Origin of the sequence: Variovorax sp. 679 (genome assembly GCF_003952185.1) — a bacterium.
GTDB lineage: Bacteria > Pseudomonadota > Gammaproteobacteria > Burkholderiales > Burkholderiaceae_C > Variovorax.
The window spans coordinates 386,758-407,236 of record NZ_RXFS01000006.1; the positions used below are offsets into that span (position 1 = coordinate 386,758).

At 67.1% G+C, this 20,479-nt stretch carries 22 protein-coding genes; 14 read left to right on the plus strand and 8 right to left on the minus strand.

Annotated features, from left to right (window positions below; genetic code table 11):
* Nucleotides 1-65: 65 nt before the first annotated feature.
* Both EJO71_RS17710 and EJO71_RS17715 read right to left on the minus strand, forming a co-directional pair.
* Nucleotides 66-959 (minus strand): dihydrodipicolinate synthase family protein, encoded by an 894-nt coding sequence (locus EJO71_RS17710; RefSeq protein WP_125949773.1) that lies wholly within the window; start codon nt 957-959, stop codon nt 66-68.
* A 20-nt stretch (nt 960-979) separates the two neighbouring features.
* Complete coding sequence (locus EJO71_RS17715) at nt 980-1,918, minus strand: dihydrodipicolinate synthase family protein (protein ID WP_125949772.1); 939 nt, start codon at nt 1,916-1,918, stop codon at nt 980-982.
* Between the two features lie 176 nt (nt 1,919-2,094).
* On the opposite strand from EJO71_RS17715, the gene EJO71_RS17720 reads away from it, so the two are divergent.
* The 10 genes from EJO71_RS17720 (at nt 2,095) to EJO71_RS17765 (ending at nt 12,141) form a co-directional block, all read left to right on the plus strand.
* Nucleotides 2,095-3,105 carry a LacI family DNA-binding transcriptional regulator gene (locus EJO71_RS17720; RefSeq protein WP_125949771.1) on the plus strand — a complete coding sequence of 337 codons (1,011 nt, stop codon included), beginning with the start codon at nt 2,095-2,097 and terminating at the stop codon, nt 3,103-3,105.
* A 17-nt stretch (nt 3,106-3,122) separates the two neighbouring features.
* A complete protein-coding gene (locus tag EJO71_RS17725) occupies nt 3,123-3,527 on the plus strand; it encodes a hypothetical protein (protein ID WP_125949770.1) in 405 nt (134 codons plus the stop codon).
* Between the two features lie 5 nt (nt 3,528-3,532).
* Nucleotides 3,533-4,675 carry an acyl-CoA dehydrogenase family protein gene (locus tag EJO71_RS17730; RefSeq protein WP_125949769.1) on the plus strand — a complete coding sequence of 381 codons (1,143 nt, stop codon included), beginning with the start codon at nt 3,533-3,535 and terminating at the stop codon, nt 4,673-4,675.
* A gap of 13 nt (nt 4,676-4,688) precedes the next feature.
* Nucleotides 4,689-6,290 (plus strand): CoA-transferase, encoded by a 1,602-nt coding sequence (locus EJO71_RS17735; RefSeq protein WP_125949768.1) that lies wholly within the window; start codon nt 4,689-4,691, stop codon nt 6,288-6,290.
* Entirely contained in the window at nt 6,287-6,760 is a 474-nt protein-coding gene (locus tag EJO71_RS17740; RefSeq protein ID WP_125949767.1) for a MaoC/PaaZ C-terminal domain-containing protein, read from the plus strand. The genes EJO71_RS17735 and EJO71_RS17740 overlap by 4 nt, the downstream gene beginning before the upstream one ends.
* 76 nt (nt 6,761-6,836) lie before the next feature.
* Nucleotides 6,837-7,673 carry an ABC transporter substrate-binding protein gene (locus EJO71_RS17745; protein ID WP_206169022.1) on the plus strand — a complete coding sequence of 279 codons (837 nt, stop codon included), beginning with the start codon at nt 6,837-6,839 and terminating at the stop codon, nt 7,671-7,673.
* Nucleotides 7,674-7,701: 28 nt separating this feature from the next.
* Complete coding sequence (locus EJO71_RS17750; protein ID WP_125949765.1) at nt 7,702-8,382, plus strand: amino acid ABC transporter permease; 681 nt, start codon at nt 7,702-7,704, stop codon at nt 8,380-8,382.
* 18 nt (nt 8,383-8,400) lie between these two features.
* Nucleotides 8,401-9,828 carry a dihydropyrimidinase gene (hydA, locus tag EJO71_RS17755; RefSeq protein ID WP_125949764.1) on the plus strand — a complete coding sequence of 476 codons (1,428 nt, stop codon included), beginning with the start codon at nt 8,401-8,403 and terminating at the stop codon, nt 9,826-9,828.
* Between the two features lie 281 nt (nt 9,829-10,109).
* Nucleotides 10,110-11,150, plus strand: coding sequence for a tRNA dihydrouridine(20/20a) synthase DusA (dusA, locus tag EJO71_RS17760; RefSeq protein ID WP_125949763.1), 1,041 nt, complete (start codon nt 10,110-10,112; stop codon nt 11,148-11,150).
* Between the two features lie 178 nt (nt 11,151-11,328).
* Nucleotides 11,329-12,141 (plus strand): IclR family transcriptional regulator, encoded by an 813-nt coding sequence (locus EJO71_RS17765; RefSeq protein WP_125949762.1) that lies wholly within the window; start codon nt 11,329-11,331, stop codon nt 12,139-12,141.
* Here the strand turns inward: EJO71_RS17765 and EJO71_RS17770 are convergent.
* From EJO71_RS17770 to EJO71_RS17785, 5 genes are all read right to left on the minus strand, one after another.
* Entirely contained in the window at nt 12,138-12,812 is a 675-nt protein-coding gene (locus EJO71_RS17770; protein WP_164546841.1) for a response regulator transcription factor, read from the minus strand. The two genes, EJO71_RS17765 and EJO71_RS17770, sit on opposite strands and share 4 nt — an antisense overlap.
* The gene (locus EJO71_RS34370) at nt 12,809-12,997 is read right to left on the minus strand and encodes a hypothetical protein (RefSeq protein ID WP_164546840.1); all 189 of its coding nucleotides are present in this window, start codon (nt 12,995-12,997) and stop codon (nt 12,809-12,811) included. The genes EJO71_RS17770 and EJO71_RS34370 overlap by 4 nt, the downstream gene beginning before the upstream one ends.
* A 25-nt stretch (nt 12,998-13,022) precedes the next feature.
* On the minus strand, nt 13,023-13,937 hold the full coding sequence (locus EJO71_RS17775; RefSeq protein WP_240651418.1) for a DUF2145 domain-containing protein: 915 nt from the start codon (nt 13,935-13,937) through the stop codon (nt 13,023-13,025).
* Between the two features lie 2 nt (nt 13,938-13,939).
* Entirely contained in the window at nt 13,940-14,404 is a 465-nt protein-coding gene (locus EJO71_RS17780; RefSeq protein ID WP_125949760.1) for a hypothetical protein, read from the minus strand.
* Between the two features lie 154 nt (nt 14,405-14,558).
* Nucleotides 14,559-15,224: a DUF3313 domain-containing protein gene (locus tag EJO71_RS17785; protein WP_125949759.1), complete on the minus strand. Its 666-nt coding sequence runs from the start codon at nt 15,222-15,224 to the stop codon at nt 14,559-14,561.
* Between the two features lie 143 nt (nt 15,225-15,367).
* Here EJO71_RS17785 and EJO71_RS17790 point away from each other — a divergent pair, with 143 nt between their 5' ends.
* Nucleotides 15,368-15,994, plus strand: coding sequence for a TetR/AcrR family transcriptional regulator (locus tag EJO71_RS17790; protein WP_125949758.1), 627 nt, complete (start codon nt 15,368-15,370; stop codon nt 15,992-15,994).
* Here the strand turns inward: EJO71_RS17790 and EJO71_RS17795 are convergent.
* The gene (locus EJO71_RS17795) at nt 15,991-16,632 is read right to left on the minus strand and encodes a GntR family transcriptional regulator (protein ID WP_125949757.1); all 642 of its coding nucleotides are present in this window, start codon (nt 16,630-16,632) and stop codon (nt 15,991-15,993) included. The two genes, EJO71_RS17790 and EJO71_RS17795, sit on opposite strands and share 4 nt — an antisense overlap.
* A gap of 132 nt (nt 16,633-16,764) precedes the next feature.
* On the opposite strand from EJO71_RS17795, the gene scpA reads away from it, so the two are divergent.
* Genes scpA through meaB form a run of 3 tightly spaced genes read left to right on the plus strand, consistent with a single transcriptional unit; the run spans nt 16,765 to nt 20,458 of the window.
* On the plus strand, nt 16,765-18,927 hold the full coding sequence (gene scpA, locus EJO71_RS17800) for a methylmalonyl-CoA mutase (RefSeq protein ID WP_125949756.1): 2,163 nt from the start codon (nt 16,765-16,767) through the stop codon (nt 18,925-18,927).
* Nucleotides 18,928-18,938: 11 nt separating this feature from the next.
* On the plus strand, nt 18,939-19,412 hold the full coding sequence (locus EJO71_RS17805; protein ID WP_125949755.1) for a GNAT family N-acetyltransferase: 474 nt from the start codon (nt 18,939-18,941) through the stop codon (nt 19,410-19,412).
* Nucleotides 19,406-20,458, plus strand: a complete 1,053-nt coding sequence (gene meaB, locus EJO71_RS17810; protein ID WP_125949754.1) for a methylmalonyl Co-A mutase-associated GTPase MeaB — start codon at nt 19,406-19,408, stop codon at nt 20,456-20,458. Before EJO71_RS17805 ends, meaB begins: the two co-directional genes overlap by 7 nt.
* Nucleotides 20,459-20,479 lie beyond the last annotated feature (21 nt).

The following is a 20,479-nucleotide window of genomic DNA, read 5'->3' on the forward strand; positions in this document are numbered from 1 at the left end:
AGTTCGGCCCGGTTGTCGGCTGCGGGCTCGAGCGTGCGGGATTGAAGGGCGCTCATGGAGACTCCTCAGTCGGTGGTGGTCTGGATCTTCAGGCCGAGTTCGTCGACCACGCGCTTCGCCGCGGCGATGCCTTCCGCGCCCAGCGGCAGGCGAGGCGGGCGCGGCGCGCCGACGGGCAGGCCCATGGCCGCGAGCAGGGCCTTGGTGCCCGCCACGTACGACTGGCCGGCGACGAAGTCGATCATCGGGAAATGCCTGAACGCCAGCGCGCGGGCTTCGGCCAGCTGGCCAGCCATGACGAGGTCGTACAGGCGCGCCATTTCGCGCGGGGCGCCGTTGGAGGGCACCGCAGCCCAGCCCACCGCGCCCTCGACATACGACTCGAAGCCCATGATGCCGCCGAACACCGCCATGCGTCCGTCGGACAGTCGCATGATGTCGCGCACCCGGGTTACCTCGAGCGTCGACTCCTTGATATAGCGGCAGTTGTCGATCTGCGAGAGCCGCGCCACCAGCGGCGGCTTCAGATCGACGTTGGCGACGGCCGGGTTGTTGTAGACCATGATCGGAATGCCGATGGCGTCGGAGATGGTCCTGTAGTGCAGGAACAGCTCGTCGTCGGTGGGCGTGCAGTAGAAGGGCGGCAGCACCATCACGCCGTCGGCGCCCTGCGCCTCGGCGCGGCGGCTCAGGCGCACGGCGGCGCGCGTGTCCTCGGCGGTGGTGCCGATCAGCACCGGTACGCGGCCGGCGGCGCGGTCGATCACGGTCTTGGCGACCAGCGCGATCTCGTCGTCGGACATCGACATGAATTCGCCGGTCGAGCCCAGCGGGATCAGGCCGTGGATGCCGGAATCGATCTGCCAGTCGACATAGCGCTCTAGGGTGGGCACGTCGACCGCGCCGTCGGCGTCGAAGGGCGTGACCATGATGGTGTAGGTGCCGCGGAAATCAGCCATGGAACGGGTTGCTCGGTGGATCAGTGGTTGGAAGAAGGCAGCAGGCCGGAGGCCGCGAGCGCTGCGCGGATGCGCGCCGTTTCATCGGCCGGCACGGGCAGCAGCGGCGGGCGCGGATCGGGATGGGGCAGGCGGCCGAGAAGATGCAGCGCCGTCTTCATGCGGTTGTGGGCGTCGAGATAGGGCGCGCGGTAGAAGGCGCGGCACAGCGGCACCAGCCGGTCGTTGACTGCGCGCGCGGCCGCAAGGTCGCCGCGCGCGACGGCTTCGTGCAGCGCCACCAGCAGCGGGGCCGCGACGCTGCCCAGGCCCGAGAGGACGCCGTCGGCGCCGTACACCAGCGAGGCGAACAGCCAACTGTTGCTGCTGCTCAGCAGCGTGACCGGGCGCGGCAGCGCGCGCAGTGCCCGCAGGTTGTCTTCATAGAGCTCGGGGATGTCGCTGCCTTCCTTCACCGCCACGATGGCCGGCACCTCCTCGCACAGCCGTGCCAGCGTTTCGGTCGAGAAGGCGAGGCCGCTGGCGCGCGACAGCTGGAACAGCACGATGGGCAGTTCGCTCGCGCCGGCCACTTCGCTCACGAAGCGGCGAGCCATGTCGGGACGCATGCCCGCACCCTGCGCGAACACAGCGGGCGGAAAGAGCAGCAGCGCGCTGGCGCCGGACCGTGCCGCGTCCCGTGCCAGTGCGCAGGCGCCGCGGGTGTCGTCGGCCACCACGCCAGCCACCACGGGCACGCCGCCAGCCGAGGCTGCGGCGACACGCACCACCTGGGCGCGCTCCGTGCTGTCGAGCGACGTCGCCTCGCCCGCATGGCCGTTGACCACCACCGCACGTACGCCGGGCGTGCCGGCGACATCGCGCACGTGGGCGGCCAGCGCCTCGTCGTCGACGCGGCCGTCCGCCGTGAAGGGGGTGAGGGTGGCGGGCCAGATGCCGCCGACTCCTGAAATTTGCATGGCCAATCCTGGGTTGGGTCGCGAAAGCCGGTAGTATGCAAGAAAATTGGAAACGATTGCAATAATGTTGACCTATTTGCAGGGGATGAATCCTTTTGCTTGACTCAAATGCTTATGAAAACCTACGATAAAAAAATGCAAACGTTTACAAGAAACTGCTCTCACGAGGTTTCGTCATGACAGTGACACTGCGCGACGTGGCCCGTGCCGCCGACGTTTCCATCGCAACGGCCTCCCGCGCGCTGGCCGGCTCCAGCCTGACCAACCACGCGACCCAGAAGCACGTGATCCAGGTCGCGGCCGCCCTCGGCTACCGCACCAACACCTTCGCCCGCGCGCTCAAGACCAAGCGCTCCCGGCTCATCGGCCTCACCGTGCACAACCTGGAGAACGCGTCGTTCCAGGTGCTCGCCTCGGTGGTGCAGACGCGCATGCAGGCGCTCGGCTACCAGGTCATCCTGAGCATCAGCGCCGACGACCCCGAGCAGGAGCGCAACATCTTCAAGACCCTCGTCGACCACAGCGTCGACGGCCTGATCGCCGTGCCCAACGGTGCCAACGGCGCCCAGCTGCTGGCCATGGAGCACGCCGACATCCCCGTGATCTGCGCGGTGCGCCGCGTCGAGGGCGCGACGCTCGAATCGGTGCTCGCGGGCGACCTCGACGGCGCCTACGCCGGCACGAAGCACCTGCTGGACCTCGGTCACCGGCGCATCGGCCTGATCGTGGGCATGAGCGACACCACCTCCGGCAAGGAGCGTCTCGCGGGCTACAAGCGGGCCTTGCAGGAAGCGGGCCTGCCCATCGATCCGACGCTGATCCAGGCCGGCCGCTATGCGCCCGAGACCGGCGTGGTGGCCGCCAACGCGCTGCTGTCGATGCCCGGCCCGCCTTCGGCCCTGTTCGTGGCGAACCACGAGTCCTCGCTCGGCGTGCTGCGCGTGGTGTCGGAGCGGGGCCTGTCGATTCCCGACGACCTGTCGCTGCTGTTCTACGAAGACTCGCCGTGGTTCGAGTGGCAGCGCCCCGCCATCAGCGTGGTGGACAGCGGCGCCGCCGAAATGGCCAACCTCGCGGTCGACCGGCTGGTGCAGCGCCTCTCGGGCGTGGCCAACAGCGGGCGCGAATACCGCGTCGGCTCGCGGCTGATACAGCGCGCCTCCTGCCGCGCAGTCGAAGCGCACTGAAACAACTTCTCCCCGACATGCCCTATCTCGAAATCCTGGCGCCCAGCGCCCCCGAAACCCGCAAGCGCACCGCCAGCCGCGCGCTGACCGACGGCGTCGTTGCGTCATTCGGCGTCGAGCCCTCGACCGTGACCCTGTACTTCATGCCCGTCGCGCCCCACGACTACGCCCACGAGGGCCAACTGGGCCACGACGGCGGCGGAGAGGGCACGCGTGTGTTCGTCAAGGTGCACGCCTATCGCCGCACGCCGGCCCAGCGCCGCGCCTTGGCCGCCGCCATCACGCCCGCGCTGGCGACCTGCTTCGCCACCGGCAGCCACAACGTGGCCGTCTATTTCCTCGACCGCGAACAGGACGAAGTCGCGCACGACGGCCATCTGGCCAGCGACGAAGCCGAGCAGCAACCCGATCACACCGCCTGAAGACCATGACCCATTTCCTCACCGAAGACCAGATCTCGCTGCGCGACACCGCGCGCCGTTTCGCCGAGGGCGAAGTGCTGCCGCGCGCCGCAGCCATCGACCGCGAAGACAAGTTCGACCGCGTGCTGTACCGCGGCATGGCCGAGCTCGGCCTGTTCGGCGTGAGCCTGCCCGAGGTGGCTGGCGGCTCGGGCTTCGATACCGTCAGCACCTGCCTCGTGATGGAAGAGCTGGCGCGCTGTTCGGGCGCCATCGGCAACGCCTTCGCCATTCCCGTCGAAGCGGCGCTCTTCCTGCACCACCACGGCAACGAGAGCCAGAAGGCGCTGATCCCCGGCATCCTCGACGGCTCCATCGTCATGGCCACCGCCATGTCCGAGCCCGACTACGGCTCCGATGTGGCCAGCATCACCACCACCGCGCGCGCCGTGGACGACGGCTGGGTGCTCAACGGCACCAAGGCCTGGGTCACGCTCGGCGGCGTGGCCGACCGCATCATGGTGTTCGCGCGCACCGGCAAGGGCCCGGGCCACAAGTCGATCAGCTGCTTCATGGTCGACGCGCACCAGCCCGGCGTGAGCCGCGGCAAGAACGAGGAACTGCTCGGCATGCACGGCCTGGAGGACTGCCAGATCGTGCTGCAGGACGTGCACGTGCCCCGTACAGCGCTGATCGGCGCGGAGAACGAGGCCTTCAAGACAGCCATGGGCAACTTCAACTTCAGCCGGCTGCTGATGTCGTCCATGGCGCTGGGCATGGCGCAGGCCGCAATGGAAGACGCAGTGGCCTACGCCACCACGCGCAAGCAGTTCGGCGAGCCGATCATGAACTTCCAGGCCATCCAGTTCATGGTGGCCGACATGGCCACCGACATCGCCGCGGCGCGCCTCTTGATCCATCACGGCGCGCGGCTGCAGGACGCCGGCCACTCGATCGCCAAGGAAGGCGCGCAGGCCAAGCTCTTCACCACCGACATGGCCATGCGCCACGTGTCGAACGCGCTGCAGATCCACGGCGGCAACGGCTACTCGCGCGACTACCGCATCGAGCGCATCTTCCGCGACGTGCGCCTCGCGCAGATCTACGAAGGCACCAACCAGATCCAGCGCCTGATCATCTCGCGCCAGGTCGCGAAAGAACTCGCCTGAGGAGCGCGCGGCCATGATCGACTGCATCACCCCTGACGCCGCTGCCGCGCTGCTGCGCGATGGCGACATGGTGCTGGCCGGCGGCAACGGCGGCTCGGGCGTGCCCGAGGCCGTGTTCGAGGCCATCGAGCGGCGCTTCACCGCAGGCAACGGACCGCACGACCTCACGCTGTTCCACGTCACCGGCGTGGGCGCGCTCACCGAAAAGGGCATGTGCCACTTCGCGCACCCGGGCCTGGTGCGCCGCGTGATCGGCGGCAACTTCGGCATGCAGCTGCCCTTCATGAAGATGATCCTCGCGCAGGATGTGGAGGCCTACAACTTCCCGCAGGGCGTGATGACGCACCTGTGCCGCGCGATGGCGGGCCGCCAGCCCGGCGTGCTCACGCACGTGGGCCTGGAGACCTACATGGACCCGCGGCAGGACGGCGGCCGCATGAACGCGCGCACCACCGAGGAGCTGGTCGAGCTTGTGCACGTGGCCGGGCGCGACTGGCTCTTCTACCGCGCGCCCGGCGTGCCGAAGGTGGCGCTCATCCGCGGCACTTCCGCCGACGAAGACGGCTACGTGAGCATGGAGCACGAAGCCACCGCGCGCGAAGACCTCTCGATGGCGCAGGCGGTGCACAACGCCGGCGGCATCGTCATCTGCCAGGTCAAGCGCATCGTCAAGCGCGGCACGCTGCACCCGCACATGGTGAAGATCCCGGGCTTCCTGATCGATCACTTCGTGGTCGAGCCCGAGCAGATGCAGACCTACACCACGCGCTACGACCCCGCGCGCTGCGGCGAGACCAGGGTGCCCGCCTCGAGCATCGCGCCCGATCCGCTCGACGTGCGCCGCGTGGTGGCCAGGCGCGCGGCCTTCGAGCTGCGTCCGCGCGACGTGGTGAACCTCGGCGTGGGCATCTCCGCGATGATTCCCAACGTGGCCTCGGAAGAGGGCATTGCCGATCTCATCACGCTCACGGTCGAGTCGGGCGTGGTCGGCGGCGTGCCCGGCCATGCGCGCGAGTTCGGCACGGCGGTCAACCCGCGCGTGATCCTCGACCAGTCGTACCAGTTCGACTTCTATGACGGCGGCGGCCTGAGCTGTGCGTTCCTGTCGTTCGCGCAGGTGGACCCGCAGGGCAACGTCAACGTCACACGCTTCGGCAAGCGCTACGACGGCGCGGGCGGCTTCATCAACATCACGCAGAACACGCGGCGACTCGTGTTCAGCGGCTCGCTCACTGGTGGCGAGTTCGACATCGGCGTGGCCGACGGTGAACTGAAGATCCGTCGCGACGGCGCGTTCATGAAGTTCGTGCCGGCCGTCGACCAGATCAGCTTCTCGGGACGGCTCGCCCGCGAGCGCGGCCAGCAGGTGAGCTTCGTCACCGACCGCGCGGTGTTCGAGCTCGAGGCCGATGGCCTCGTGCTCACCGAGATCGCACCGGGCGTGCGACTGAAGGAAGACGTGCTCGACAGGATCGGTTTCGCGGTGCGCATCAGCGAGCAGCTGCGCACCATGGACGCGCGCATCTTTCGCCCCGGCCCCATGGGCGTGCACGATGAATTCATCGCGAAGGCGCCACGCCATGCAGCAGGTGCGGCGCAAGGAGAAGAAGCATGAACGCAGCAGCGAAGGACGTGTACTTCGAAGACGTCGAGATCGGCGCCGAACTGCGCAGCGAGAGCCATGTGGTGAGCGCCGAGGACATCGGCCGCTTCTGCGATCTCACGCACGACCATCATCCGTTGCACACCGATGCCGGCTATGCGCAATCGCGCGGCTTTCCCGGTGTCATTGCACATGGCTTGTTCGGTCTCTCGCTGATGGAGGGACTGAAGACGGCATTGAAGATCTACGAGAACAGTTCCATCGCTTCGCTCGGATGGGATCAGGTCCGGTTCTTGCGACCCGTGATCGCAGGCGATGCGGTGCACGTGGTGTTCCGCTTCACCGACAAACGCCTTTCGGCGCGCGGCGATCGCGGCGTGGTGACGGAGAGCCTGCAGCTCCTCAACCAGCGCGCGGAGCCGGTGATCGAGGCCGTGCACGTGGCGCTGGTCGCATGTCGACCCGCAGCCGCCGCAGCCTGATGCCGAGAGTCCCCGAGTCCTTCCGTTCCTTCCTCGTTCTCACTCTTCCTGTCTTCAACGAAAGCATCTCATGCGCATGAACAAACTGTCCCTGGGTTTCTTCGTCGGCCTCGTGCTGAGCGGCTCTGTCATGGCCCAGACCTGCACGCCGAAGGTTTCCGCCGACCACCTGACCGCGCCCGGCAAGCTCCAGATGTCCACCAATCCGACGCTCCCGCCGCAGCAGTTCGTCGACAGCAAGGGTGAGCTGCAGGGCCTCAACATCGAACTCGGCCGCGCCATCGCGAAGCAGCTGTGCCTCGAACCCGTCTTCATCCGCATGGACATGCCGCCGATGGTGCCCGCGCTGCAGGCCGGCCGCTTCGACATGATCAACACCGGCCTCTTCTGGACCGAGGAGCGCTCCAAGCTCATGTTCCAGGTGCCGTACGGCCAGCAGTCGATGAGCATCTACACGGTGCCCAGCAGCAAGCTGGCGGTGAGCAAGTTCGAAGACCTCTCGGGCCACGTCGTGGGCATCGAGACCGGCACCTACGCAGAGCGCAAGTCGCGCGAATCGAATGCGGCCATGGTCGCCAAGGGCATGGCGCCGATCGACTTCCGCACCTTCGCGACGGCCTCCGAGACCACGGCCGCGCTGCGCGCCGGCCAGCTCGAAGCCGGCATCAACATCGACGAGACGGCCATCGCCTTCGAGGAGCGCGGCATCGTCAAGATCCGCGCGGCCGGCCTCTACGGCACCGACATCACGATGTCGCTGCGCGACCGGGCGGTCGCCGATGCCGTCGCGCAGGCGCTGACCGAGCTGAAGGCCGACGGCACTTACGACAAGCTGTTCGACAAGTTCCGCATGACGCGCCTGAAGGACACCACGAAGTTCGCGATCCGCGGCCCCGGCCCGTCGCCGAAGTAAGAGAGTCGAGCAAGAAGAGAGTCCGGCCGTGTTCAACTTCGATGCCTTCCTGTCCTATTTCGCCAATCCGTTCCTGCTCGGGGGCGTGGGCATCACGATCGGACTGACCATCGCGACCATCGTGATCGGCCTCGCCCTGGCGCTGCCGCTGGCGCTGGGCAGCATGTCGGCGCACCGGTTCCTCTCGGCACCGGCGCGCTTCTACATCTGGGTGTTCCGGGGCACGCCGCTGCTGGTGCAGATCGTCATCATCTACACCGGGCTGCCCCAACTGGGTGTGCGCTTCGACGTGCTGACCTCCGCGGTGCTGGCGCTGAGCCTGAACGAGGCGGCGTACCTGTCGGAGACCATCCGCGGCGGCTTCTCTTCCATCGCGAAGGGGCAGGTCGAGGCGGCCAAGGCCCTGAGCCTCTCGCGTTTCGCGACGCTGCGGCTGGTGACGCTGCCTCAGGTGCTGCGCGTGATCATTCCGCCGTTGGGCAACTCGGTGAACGGGCTGCTGAAGGCGACCTCGCTGGCCTCGGTGATCTCGATGGAGGAACTGATGCGCCGCGCGCAGGTGCTCATGCAGGAGAAGTTCGAGGTGCTCGAGCTCTATTGCGTGGCGGCTTGCTTCTACCTGGTGCTGACCACGCTGTGGGACCGCGTGCAGGTGCGGCTCGAACGCCACTATGGCAGGGGCTACGCGGCGGCGCGTGGCACTGCCTGAAACGGATTCACTGGAACCATGTCCACTTCAAACCCCGACTTCGATCTGGTGGTGCGCAACGCGCGCGTCGTCACCGCATCCGACACCTTCGATTGCGACATCGGTATCCGCGAGGGGCGCATCGTGCAGCTCGGCGCGACGCTCGGTGCGGCCGCGCGCGAGATCGACGCGGCGGGGCGCACCGTCACGCCCGGCGGCGTGGACGGCCACTGCCATCTCGACCAGCCGATGCCGCCGCCCACGCGCAACGCCGACGATTTCGACACCGGCACGCGCTCCGCGGCCTGCGGCGGCACGACCACCGTGATTCCGTTCGCGGCGCAGCAGAAGGGCCAGTCGCTGCGCGCGGCCGTCGAGGACTACCGCGCCCGGGCGGCAGGCAAGGCTCATGTGGACTATGCCTTCCACCTGATCGTGAGCGACCCCACGCCCACGGTGCTGAAGGAAGAGCTGCCGGCCCTGATCGCAGAAGGCTTCACATCCTTCAAGATCTACATGACCTACGACGACATGAAGCTCGACGACGGCCAGATCCTCGACGTGCTGGCGGTGGCGCGCGAGCACGGCGCGATGGCGATGCTGCATGCCGAGAACTCCGACTGCATCGAGTGGCTGACCCGGCGCCTGGAGGCTGCCGGCCGGACCGCGCCGCGCTTCCATGCGCACGCGCGTCCGATGCTGGTGGAGCGCGAGGCGACGCATCGGGCCATCGCGTTGGCCGAACTGGTCGATGTGCCGATCCTGATCGTGCACGTGTCGGGCGGCGAGGCCGTCGAGCAGATCCGCTGGGCGCGCGCGCACGGCCTCAACGTGTTCGCCGAGACCTGTCCGCAGTATCTGTTCCTCACGGCGGAGGACCTGGGCATCGACGACAGCTACAAGGGCGCGAAGTGCGTGTGCAGTCCGCCGCCGCGCGACAAGGCCAACCAGGAAGTGATCTGGGACGGTCTCAACGACGGGCTCTTCACCGTGTTCTCGTCGGACCATGCGCCCTTCAAGTACGACGCACCCGAAGGCAAGAAGCCGGACGGCGAGGAAGTCGCGTTCCGCCACATCCCCAACGGCATCCCGGGCATCGAGACGCGCATGCCCCTGCTGTGGTCCGAAGGCGTGCTCGCCGGCCGCATGACTGCCAACCGTTTCGTCGAACTCACGGCCACCGGCCCGGCGAAGGCCTACGGCCTGCATCCGCGCAAGGGAACTATCGCAGTGGGTGCCGACGCGGACATCGTGATCTGGGACGAGCGCGACTTCGTGCTGAAGAACGAGCAACTGCACCACGAGGTCGACTACACACCCTACGAGGGCATGCGGCTCAAGGCTTGGCCCGGCGTGACACTGTGCCGCGGTGAGGTGGTGTGGGATGGCGCCGGTTTTCATTCGCGCACAGGGCGAGGCGAACTGCTGGCTTGCGGCGTGCCGACGTTGATGCCCAGGCGTCGCTGAGCAATTCGGCCCGGAAGACGTCCATCGCGCTCAGCGCTGTGGCAGGTTGGGTGTCGGACTGAGAGAGGCTCGCCGCGAGGCCTTGCGCGAGGCCTTGCGCGACGCCGCCGATGCTGGCGACGGCGTCCTTGATATTCGGATGCGGGCCATGTGCGCTACGCTTCCGCCTGCGCGCTTGCGCTTCGTGATGGTTCCCAAAGGGGACTCCCGGTGGTACCTGCCAGATCTTGTGGCGCGCAATGTATCGTCGGGGCCGAAAAAAGAGCGCGAAACGAGATTGAATGATGCCAAACGAGAGTCCTCAAAACCCCGCGCCTGCCTTCGACTTGCCTCGGAATGACCGTGCGACCGAGGCCATGCGGTTGTCCGTTGCCCCGATGATGGACTGGACCGACAGGCACTGTCGCTACCTCCATCGCCTGCTGTCGCGTCACGCGCTGCTCTACACGGAGATGGTGACGACCGGCGCGCTGATGCATGGCGACGTGCCGCGTCACCTGCGATTCAACGCCGAGGAACACCCCGTCGCGCTGCAGCTCGGCGGCAGCGAGCCGGCCGACCTCGCGCACTGTGCGAAGCTCGGCGAGGAGTGGGGCTACGACGAGATCAACCTCAACTGCGGATGCCCCAGCGAGCGCGTGCAGCGCGGCGCCTTCGGTGCCTGCCTCATGAACGAGCCGCAGCTGGTGGCCGACTGCGTGAAGGCGATGGTCGACGTGGTGGGCATCCCGGTCACGGTCAAGCACCGCATCGGCATCGACAAGATCGAGAGCTACGAGTTCGTGCGCGACTTCGTCGGCCAGGTGAGCGAGGCCGGCTGCCGGACCTTCATCGTGCATGCGCGCAACGCCTGGCTGCAGGGCCTGAGTCCGAAGCAGAACCGCGAGATCCCGCCGCTGCGCTATGAGCTCGTGCACCGGCTGAAGCACGAGTTTCCGGACCTGCACATCGCCATCAACGGCGGCATCAACGTCAACGCGCAAGTGCACGAGCACCTGCGCCTCCTCGACGGCGTGATGGTCGGGCGCGAGGCGTATCACAACCCCTGGTGGCTGGCCGAGTGGGACGCCGAGTTTTACGGCGCCGAAGCGCAGTCGCTGACGCGTGAAGAAGTCGAGTCGCTGATGTGCGACTACATGGCCCGCGAGGCGGCCGAGCACGGCACGCACTGGTGGCCGATCGCGCGGCACATGCTGGGCCTGCGCAACGGCCTGCCGGGCGCACGCCGCTGGCGGCAGGTCTGGAGCGACCACCGGCTCAAGACCCGGCCCGCTCACGAGGTCATGGCGCTGGCGCGCGAGCCGGTCGCCCAGGCCGCCTGAAGCTTTCCCGCTTCCCCGCCATTTCTCGCTCCTTTTTGCAGGTCGACGCCGGCCGGATGGGGTTCGCCGTCATTTGACTGAAACATTGTTCCGAAATCGCTACTTCGCGATTAGTGGCGCGTCAACCGTTTTTTGCTGAAGAATGAGGAGCATCAGGGACATAAAAAGGTTTGGATAAATGAGTGACGCGATTGGCGGCAAGGAAGAAGTGAGTGCACTCGCCAGAGGGCTGGCCCTCCTCAGGGTCATCGGCATGGCATCGGCACCCATAGGCAATCGCGAACTGGCGGATACCACGGGCATTCCAAAAGCCACGGTATCCAGGCTTACGGCCACGCTGGTGAGTGCGGGGTATTTACGACAGTCGCAGGACAGCGAGCGCTTCAGCCTGGGCCCGGCGCTGCTGGACATGAGCAGCCGCTATCTGCGCCACTTCGACCTGCGTACGGTGGCGCGGCCGCACCTGGCGGCGCTGTCGGAAGCGGCCGGCGTGAGCGTGCACCTGGGCGTGCGCGACGAACTCGACATGCTCGTCATCGATTCGCTGCGGCCCCGCTCGGTGGTCATCAGCTCGCGCATCGAGGTGGGCACGCGCATGACCATCGCGACCTCGGCCGCCGGCCGCGCCTACCTGGCGGCGTTGCCCGTGGCGGAGCAGACCGAGCTGCTGGCGCAGATCCGGGTGGAAAGCGGGGAGAACTGGGGCCTCATCGAGCCGAGCCTGATGTCGGGCCTCGACGAATACGCCCGGCTGGGCTACTGCGGCTCCTTCGGCGAATGGAATCCGCATATCCACGCCATCGGCTTTGCGCTGGAAGGGCCGCGCGGCGAGCGCTACTCCGTGAGCTGCGGCGGTCCTGCCTACCTGCTGCCCAAGGAAACCATGGTCGCGCGCATAGCGCCGCTGCTGCTCGAAGCGGCCCAGCGTCTCGCCGGCGAGGTCGGCACGTCGGCCGGAGTCGAGGAGAGGGCGGGCGGGGCGCCGGTCTAGCGGCCGCTTTCCAGCTTCAGCACGTAGCCTTCTCCACGCACCGTGTGGAGCAGCTTCAGGCCGAACGGATCGTCCAGCTTCTGCCGAAGCCTGAGGATGCCGACGGTGACCATGTTGTCGCGCTCGTCGGCGCCCGATCCCCACACGGCCTGGATCAGCCTGGCGCGCGAGAGCACCTGGCCCTTGTGTGTCATCAGCACGTACAGGAGTTCGAACAGCGTGGCGCTGAGGCCCAGGTCCACGTTCTGGCGAAACGCCTTGCCGTGCGTACGGTCGATTGCCAGGTCGGCCATCCGCAGGACGGCCGTTTCCGGGCCGCGACCGCGTGAAGCGAGCGCCCAGGCGCGCGCCAGCAGATCGGCGGACGTATAGGGCTTGACGATGTATTCGGTCGCGCCTTGCGCCAGTCCTTCGAGGCGATCGGCCAGCTGGTCGCGTTGCGTGAGCACCAGCAGTGGAGCATTGGTGCTGCGCCTGACCAGTCGTATCGCGGCATGAGTTTCCGCCGGCTGCGCGGCGTCGAGCAGGATCAGCGCGTACGGCTTGCCTGCCGAAAGCCACGCACCTGTGTCGCGTGCTGCCGCCACGTCGACGGCGAAGCCGCATCTGCCGAGCATGCCGCCGAGCTCGTCGCGCATCCTGTTTTCGGATCCGAGAAACAGAACGTTCATGGCCGGGAATTCCTTGCCGTCGAGGTTTCCCGCTCGATATTGGGAAGCGGTGGCGGAGCCGCCGCACCCCGGGCGCCGGGGAGGGCACCGCGCTGCCTGTGCGCGCATCCGTCCATCAGAAAGACACACACCATCAGCGCAAGCACCGTGGCGTGGGTGACGGCAAAGCTGGAGAGGTACTTCATTTCCTGTCGTCCTGTCTGCCGCGCTTCAGTCGAGGCGCACGACGCGATCGCCTTCGGAAGGCCGGCAACCCTCGGAGACGGGCTCCCAGCCCCGGTGCACCACGACCTGCCTGCCGTCGTGGCACAGCTCGACGCGTTCGCTGCCGGGGCGTTGCTCGCGCACGAAGGCTTCCATGGTCGAGGGCAGGCTGACGCGCAGCTTCAGCGCGTAGACGTCCTCCTGCGGGTGGTCGTCCAGGTGGAGCAGCGGCACGAAGTTCGACGCGAAGACGAGCGCGTGGGAGCCGACATCGACCGGCGTGGGCCTGTAGGGCACCGCGCGCAGCCATTGCTGGGCGCGTTCGCGCAGGTCGTCTCCGTCGGGCAGCGCGCCCCATGCCACGGCCAGCAGTTCCATGACCCACTGGTTGCAGTTCTGGTAGCGCAGGCTGAACGGATAGGCGTTGGCGCTGTAGCGTGCGGCCAGCAGGTGCAGGGCGCGCGGCGTGTCGAGCGCCGCCTGCCGCAGCGCCTGTGCCGATCCGGCGGGCAGGGACACGATGGAGACGTAGCCCAGTACCGGGTCGTCGATGCCCATGACGAAGCCGGCCAGGCCCTGGTCGTAGAGGCGCGGGTGGCCCTCGTCGCAGGCGTAGTAAAGCTGCCGCGCGAGCCAGGTGCCGTCTGCGCTTTTCCATGCCACGGCGGCGTGGGAGTAGCGGATGCGGAAGCGCGAGAGATCGAGCCCGGAGCGGCTGATCAGCACGGCGTCGCTGCCCGTGTCTGAAAGCGCCTGTTGCACGACGGCGGTGAAGCGCAGCACGCGATCCTGCTGGCTCGCGGTGAGCGGTTTCGCGCGATCGCAGAACTGCGAGGAGGCGGCATGCGCAGTGGCCCCCGCGAAGGCGAGGGCGGCCGCGAGGCCCAGCCGCGCGAGCCAGTGAGCGATGGCCGGGGGCACGGTCAAAGGCTCACGGGGCGTGCTGCGAGCCCTGCATACCAGTCGTCGGCGAGCACGAGGTAGAACGCCTCGCGCGTGTCGCCACGCGCGAAGGCGATGCCGTAGGTGCGCTGCTGCGCGTGCACGAGGTCGCCGGGCCCCAGGCGTTCCTTTGCGAACGTGGCTTGCGGCAGTTCGAGCACGATGCGCCGCTGCGCGTCGCTGTCGCTTTGCATCGCGACGCGCGTGAAGCCTTCGCGGCCGCCTGCTTGCGCGACTTCGGTGATGCGGTAGTCGCCTTCAGCCACCTTGCCGCCGTCGAACGAGCTCCTGCTCGAACCGCGGAGTGAATCGGACACGCTGCCGCTGGACGCGGAACTGGCACTGGAAGCAACGGACGAGGCGAAGCTTTCCGCATGGGCACCGATGAAGCTCGTGGCGAGCAGGGCCGCGATGCCTGCGATGCGGAAGAAATGAAGGAAGGTCATGGAATGCTCCGGCTGTGAATGAAAGGGGGAGGTCATTTCGCGTGGAAGATGCCGAGCCTGGAGCGGCGGCCTCGCGCAAAGGCGCACTGCAACTTGATGCATGTCCTTCGCAGCTGCCTGCGGAGCGCCTGGATCGCCACTGCTGCGGCTCTCGTCATTGCAGGTACGCGACCAGCTGATCGGCGCCGTTCTCGATGCCCACGACCGAAGCGCTGCGGGCCCCGATGCCGGCCTTGAGATTCCATGCGTTCGGGTACTGCTTGGTGACGTAGGCACCGAGCAGTTCGTTGGTCGAGGCGTCATGGAGCTCGACGGCAAAGCTCACCGAGCCCGTCATCGCTCCTTCCCGGCCGCGGATGGCCTGCACGGCGTTGTAGGGGCCGCCCATCAGGTCGAAGCGCGAGAAGGTGCTGAGAAACGCCGTGTTCATCCTGGCGCCGGTGAGCGTCAGCCTGATCCGCACTGTGTTGGCGGCGCTCTTGCCGGGGGAATTGCGGAAGCGCGCGTTCAGCTTGTCGTTGAACTGGCTCTGCATGGTGCGCGCGAGAAAGACCTTGTCGTCTTCCGACACGCCGTCGAACTGGGCGTCGCTGCCGCGGTAGATGGCGACCGGATCGAGGACGTAAGCCGAGTAGCGCCGCCAGTCGATGTTCGTCTTGTATTCGAAGGGGATGCGGCCGGAGTCGTCATGCTGGCTGGGGCGCAACTGGGGCGCGGAGGAGATGCCGGCGTAGGGGACCGGCTGTGTACTGGCACACGCCGTCAGGATCAGGCAAGCCGCCAGGGTGATGGCCTTCGGGGCATCGGAAAGAGCACGCATCGCGTTCCTCGGTTGGAAAAGGTGAATGAACAAGGCAACGACCGTGTTCAGATTTAAAACTGTACGGTACGGTTCATTATTGAGGCGGATTTTGGCGATGTCAAGAAAACTGTACAGTTGGGTATTCTTTTGAGAGGGATCCGATGAAGGTCAGGACAGAAGCGCGGCGCAACGCGATCCTCGAAGCGGCGGTGGCTCTCTTCAGGGAGCTGGGCTATGAGCGCTCGTCGATGAACGAGCTCGCAAAGCGCCTTGGCGGCTCGAAGGCCACGCTCTACGGTTACTTCGCCTCGAAGGAGGAACTCTTCGCAGCGGTCGTGCAGACCGTGGCCGTCTCGCATCTCGGGGAAGCCGCGGCCGAGCTGCACGAGGTGAACGAGGCCGCGACGCTCGAGTCGCAGCTGATGCGGTTCGGTGAACGGATGATGTTCGTGTTGACCAACGACACGGACGCGATGGCGGTCTACCGGATGGTCATTGCCGAAGCCGGGCGCTCCGACGTGGGGCAGCAGTTCCACGAGGCGGGGCCTGCCCAGTACCTCCGGACCCTTGCGGGCTTCATGGATTCGGCAATGCAGCGTGGCGAGCTACGGCGCCTGGACCCGCATGTGACCGCGCTGCAGTTCACCTCGTTGGTCACGGCGGAAACGCAGCTGCGGCTTTACCAGTCCAACCCTGATCCCGTGTCGACAGACCAGATTCACGAAATGGTCCGGCGTGCCGTCGACATGTTCCTTGCCGGCGCGGTGCCGCGCCAAGTCCGGAACTAGTTCGCCGCTTCGAGGCCGTTCAGGAAGTGCTCGCGCATGCGGGCCATGGCGGCTTCCGCGTCCCGCGCCTCGATGGCGGCCATCACCGAGCGGTGCTCGGCCAGCGATTCCGCGATCCGGCCGGCCTTGAGCAGCGAGTTGTGGCGGTTGAGCTTCATCACCTTGCGCAGGTCGGCCACCATCTGGTCGCGCCACTTGTTGCTGGCGATGGCCAGCAGCCGCATGTGAAAGCGCTCGTTGATGGCGAAGAAGTGCTCCCGGTCTTCCGGCGAGGCGGCTGCTTCCAGCTCGGCGTGCAGCGCCTTCAGCTCGGCGCGCTGCGCGTCGGTGGCCCGCTCGGCCACCACGCCGGCGGCATCGCTCTCCAGCAGCGAGAGCAGGTGGTAGACGTCGGCCAAGTCCTGTTCCGACACCTCGGTCACGTAGGCGCCGCGCCGCACCTTCATCGTCACCAGGCCTTCGGCCGCCAGCACCTTCAGCGCCTCGCGCAGCGGCGTGCGGCTGATGCCGTATTCCTCGGCCAGCTTGAGTTCGTCGATCCAGCTGCCGGGCTCCAGCTCGCGGCGGAAGATCCGCTGGCGCAGCAGCTCTGCCACTTCTTCATAAAGGGCGCGGGGGGTGAGGGTGACGGCGGACATGGGCCGGACTGTACTTCAAAAATGGTGTTTGAATTAATAATTATGGATCGGTTAGACTCGCCGCCAGCTTGCAGAACCCTGCAGGCGAATCTGCGAAACCCTGCAAGCGAGACACTGCGAACGGCCCCCTTCATGAGCAGCAAACCAGAACCCTCTTTCAAGCAAGCCGACCTCGAAGCCTGGGCCAAGGCCGCAGCCAAGTCCGCACCCGGTGGCGACGTGAATGCGCTGAACTGGATCACGCCCGACGGCATCAGCGTGAAGCCGCTGTACACCGCGGCCGACCTGCAGGGCCTGAAGTACACCAACACGCTGCCCGGCTTCGAGCCCTACCTGCGCGGCCCGCAGGCCACCATGTACGCGGTGCGCCCCTGGACCATTCGCCAGTACGCCGGCTTCTCCACCGCCGAGGAGTCGAACGCCTTCTACCGCAAGGCGCTGGCCGCCGGGGGGCAGGGCGTGAGCGTGGCCTTCGACCTCGCCACCCACCGCGGCTACGACAGCGACCACCCGCGCGTGACCGGCGACGTGGGCAAGGCCGGCGTGGCGATCGATTCGGTCGAGGACATGAAGATCCTGTTCGACCAGATCCCGCTGGACAAGGTGAGCGTGTCCATGACGATGAACGGCGCCGTGCTGCCGGTGCTCGCGGGCTACGTGGTCGCGGCGGAAGAGCAGGGCGTGGCGCAGGACCAGCTCAGCGGAACCATCCAGAACGACATCCTCAAGGAGTTCATGGTCCGCAACACCTACATCTTCCCGCCCGGGCCGAGCATGCGGATCATCGGCGACATCATCGAGTACACGGCGCAGAAGATGCCCAAGTTCAACTCGATCTCGATCAGCGGCTACCACATGCAGGAAGCCGGCGCCAACCAGGCGCTCGAGCTGGCCTTCACGCTGGCCGACGGCAAGGAATACGTGAAGACCGCGCTGGCCAAGGGCCTCGACGTCGACGGCTTCGCCGGCCGCCTGAGCTTCTTCTGGGCCATCGGCATGAACTTCTATCTCGAAGTCGCCAAGATGCGCGCCGCGCGCCTCCTGTGGTGCCGCATCATGAAGGAGTTCGAGCCAAAGAACCCCAAGAGCCTGATGCTGCGCACCCACTGCCAGACCTCTGGCTGGAGCCTCACCGAGCAGGATCCGTACAACAACGTGGTGCGCACCACCATCGAGGCGATGGCGGCCGTGTTCGGCGGCACGCAGAGCCTGCACACCAACGCGCTCGATGAAGCCATCGCGCTGCCCACCGAATTCAGCGCCCGTATCGCGCGCAACACGCAGCTCATCATCCAGGAAGAGACGCACATCACCAACGTGATCGACCCCTGGGCCGGCAGCTACATGATGGAGAAGCTCACGCAGGACATGGCCGATGCGGCATGGACCATCATCGAGGAAGTCGAGGCGATGGGCGGCATGACCAAGGCCGTGGACAGCGGCTGGGCCAAGCTCAAGATCGAGGCCGCCGCCGCCGAGAAGCAGGCGCGCATCGACTCCGGCAAGGACGTGATCGTCGGCGTCAACAAGTACAAGCTCAAGAACGAAGATGCGATCGACAGCCTCTCGATCGACAACGTGAAGGTGCGCGAGCAGCAGGTCGCCCGGCTGCAGAAGATCCGCGCATCGCGCGACAGTGCCAGGGTGCAGGCCGCGCTCGACGCACTCACCGAAGCCGCCGAGAACAACACCGGCAACCTGCTGGCACTGAGCATCGACGCCGTGCGCCTGCGCGCCACGGTGGGCGAGATTTCCGATGCGCTCGAAAAATCCTTCGGCCGCCACCGCGCCGACACACAGAAGGTGACCGGCGTGTACGCAGCCGCCTACGACTCGGCCGAAGGCTGGGAAACGCTGAAGACTGAAATCAACGCCTTCGCCGAGGAACAGGGCCGTCGCCCGCGCGTGATGATCTCCAAGCTCGGCCAGGACGGCCACGACCGCGGCGCCAAGGTCGTTGCCACCGCCTTCGCCGACCTGGGCTTCGACGTGGACATGGGCCCGCTGTTCCAGACCCCCGAAGAGTGCGCGCGCCAGGCCATCGAGAACGACGTGCATGCCGTCGGCGTCAGCACGCTCGCGGCCGGCCACAAGACCCTTGTGCCCGCCATCATCGACGAGCTGCGCAAGCAGGGCGCGGACGACATCATCGTGTTCGTCGGCGGCGTGATTCCGCGGCAGGACTACGACTTTCTCTACGAAGCCGGCGTCAAGGGCATCTACGGGCCGGGCACGCCCATTCCCGCCAGCGCCAAGGACGTGCTGGAGCAGATTCGCGCGGCGGTCACGGCCTGAGGCGCGTCGTCGTGAGCGATCTCTTGTCGCGGCTGTCGCTGCAGCCGGTGGATTCCAGCGATTTCGAGGCCATGCTGGCCCTGCGCATCGACGCGATGCGCCCGAGCCTGGAGCGCGTGGGCCGCTTCGACGCGGCGCGTTCGCGCGAGCGACTGAGCGCGGGCTTTGTCGTGCCGTACATGCACCACATCGTGCTCGACGGCGACCAGCGCATCGGCTTCGTCACGCTCAAGCCCGAGGACAGCGACGCGCTGCGCCTCGACCATCTCTACCTGCGCACCGGCTTCCAGGGCCTGGGCATCGGCGAATGGGTGCTCGAATGGGCCAAGTCGCAGGCGCGCGAGCAGCAACTGGACATCAAGCTCACCGCGCTCGTGAAGAGCGACGCCAACCGCTTCTACCTGCGGCACGGCTTCGTGCTCGAAGGCGGGGAGGGCGTCGACCTGTACTACCGCTGGCGCGTGGCGTCGGAGGCTGCGTGCTGAGCGAGAAGGTTCAGGCCCTCGAAAGTGCTGTTGCCGGAACGCAGGGCATGGCGCAGCGGCGCGCCATCGCCAAGGCCATCACCTTGCTCGAATCGACGCGCGACGACCATCGTGCGCAGGCCGACGAGTTGCTCACGGCGCTGCTGCCGCGCACGGGCAGTTCGTTTCGCCTCGGCATCTCGGGCGTGCCCGGCGTCGGAAAGTCGACCTTCATCGAGACGCTGGGCCTGCTGCTGATCGGCAAGGGGCATCGCGTCGCGGTGCTCACCATCGACCCGTCGTCCACCGTATCGGGCGGCTCGATCCTCGGCGACAAGACGCGCATGGAGCGCCTTTCGGTGCACGAGCGCGCCTACATCCGTCCCAGCCCGTCGAGCGGCACGCTCGGCGGCGTGGCCGAGAAGACGCGCGAGGCCATGCTGGTGTGCGAGGCCGCGGGCTACGACATCGTGATCGTCGAGACGGTCGGCGTGGGCCAGAGCGAGACCGCGGTGGCCGGCATGACCGACATGTTCGTGCTGCTGCAGCTGCCCAACGCGGGCGACGACCTGCAGGCCATCAAGAAGGGCGTGATGGAGCTGGCCGACCTCGTCGTCATCAACAAGGCCGACATCGACAAGGGCGCCGCCACGCGCGCGCAGGCGCAGATCACCTCGGCGCTGCGGCTTTTCGGCCACCAGGGCAACCCGGACCACGCGCACGCGGTGCACGACGCGCACAGCGGCGTGGAAGTGCGCTTCTGGCTGCCCAGGGTGCTGCAGCTCAGCGCGCTGGCCAACACCGGCGTCGACGCCTTCTGGGAGGCCGTCACGCAATTCAGGCAACTGCAGACCGCCAACGGCAAGCTCGCCAGGCGTCGCGAGAAGCAGGCCACGGCGTGGATGTGGGAGCGCATCGACGCAGGTCTCAAGCAGGCCTTCAGGCATCACCCCCAGGTGCGCGAACTGCTGCCGCAACTCACGCAGCAGGTGGCGCAGGGCACGCTGCCGGCCTCCACGGCAGCGCGCAGCCTGCTTGCAGCGGCGGCCATCACGGCCAGACCATGAAGAAAAACGGAATCCAGGACC

Coding starts and splice junctions, on each gene's coding strand:
- EJO71_RS17710 (WP_125949773.1), bottom strand. CDS start 959: ATGGCTGATTTCCGCGGCACCTACACCATCATGGTCACGCCCTTCGAC.
- EJO71_RS17715 (WP_125949772.1), bottom strand. CDS start 1,918: ATGCAAATTTCAGGAGTCGGCGGCATCTGGCCCGCCACCCTCACCCCC.
- EJO71_RS17720 (WP_125949771.1), top strand. CDS start 2,095: ATGACAGTGACACTGCGCGACGTGGCCCGTGCCGCCGACGTTTCCATC.
- EJO71_RS17725 (WP_125949770.1), top strand. CDS start 3,123: ATGCCCTATCTCGAAATCCTGGCGCCCAGCGCCCCCGAAACCCGCAAG.
- EJO71_RS17730 (WP_125949769.1), top strand. CDS start 3,533: ATGACCCATTTCCTCACCGAAGACCAGATCTCGCTGCGCGACACCGCG.
- EJO71_RS17735 (WP_125949768.1), top strand. CDS start 4,689: ATGATCGACTGCATCACCCCTGACGCCGCTGCCGCGCTGCTGCGCGAT.
- EJO71_RS17740 (WP_125949767.1), top strand. CDS start 6,287: ATGAACGCAGCAGCGAAGGACGTGTACTTCGAAGACGTCGAGATCGGC.
- EJO71_RS17745 (WP_206169022.1), top strand. CDS start 6,837: ATGAACAAACTGTCCCTGGGTTTCTTCGTCGGCCTCGTGCTGAGCGGC.
- hydA (WP_125949764.1), top strand. CDS start 8,401: ATGTCCACTTCAAACCCCGACTTCGATCTGGTGGTGCGCAACGCGCGC.
- dusA (WP_125949763.1), top strand. CDS start 10,110: ATGATGCCAAACGAGAGTCCTCAAAACCCCGCGCCTGCCTTCGACTTG.
- EJO71_RS17765 (WP_125949762.1), top strand. CDS start 11,329: ATGAGTGACGCGATTGGCGGCAAGGAAGAAGTGAGTGCACTCGCCAGA.
- EJO71_RS17770 (WP_164546841.1), bottom strand. CDS start 12,812: ATGAACGTTCTGTTTCTCGGATCCGAAAACAGGATGCGCGACGAGCTC.
- EJO71_RS34370 (WP_164546840.1), bottom strand. CDS start 12,997: ATGAAGTACCTCTCCAGCTTTGCCGTCACCCACGCCACGGTGCTTGCG.
- EJO71_RS17780 (WP_125949760.1), bottom strand. CDS start 14,404: ATGACCTTCCTTCATTTCTTCCGCATCGCAGGCATCGCGGCCCTGCTC.
- EJO71_RS17785 (WP_125949759.1), bottom strand. CDS start 15,224: ATGCGTGCTCTTTCCGATGCCCCGAAGGCCATCACCCTGGCGGCTTGC.
- EJO71_RS17790 (WP_125949758.1), top strand. CDS start 15,368: ATGAAGGTCAGGACAGAAGCGCGGCGCAACGCGATCCTCGAAGCGGCG.
- EJO71_RS17795 (WP_125949757.1), bottom strand. CDS start 16,632: ATGTCCGCCGTCACCCTCACCCCCCGCGCCCTTTATGAAGAAGTGGCA.
- scpA (WP_125949756.1), top strand. CDS start 16,765: ATGAGCAGCAAACCAGAACCCTCTTTCAAGCAAGCCGACCTCGAAGCC.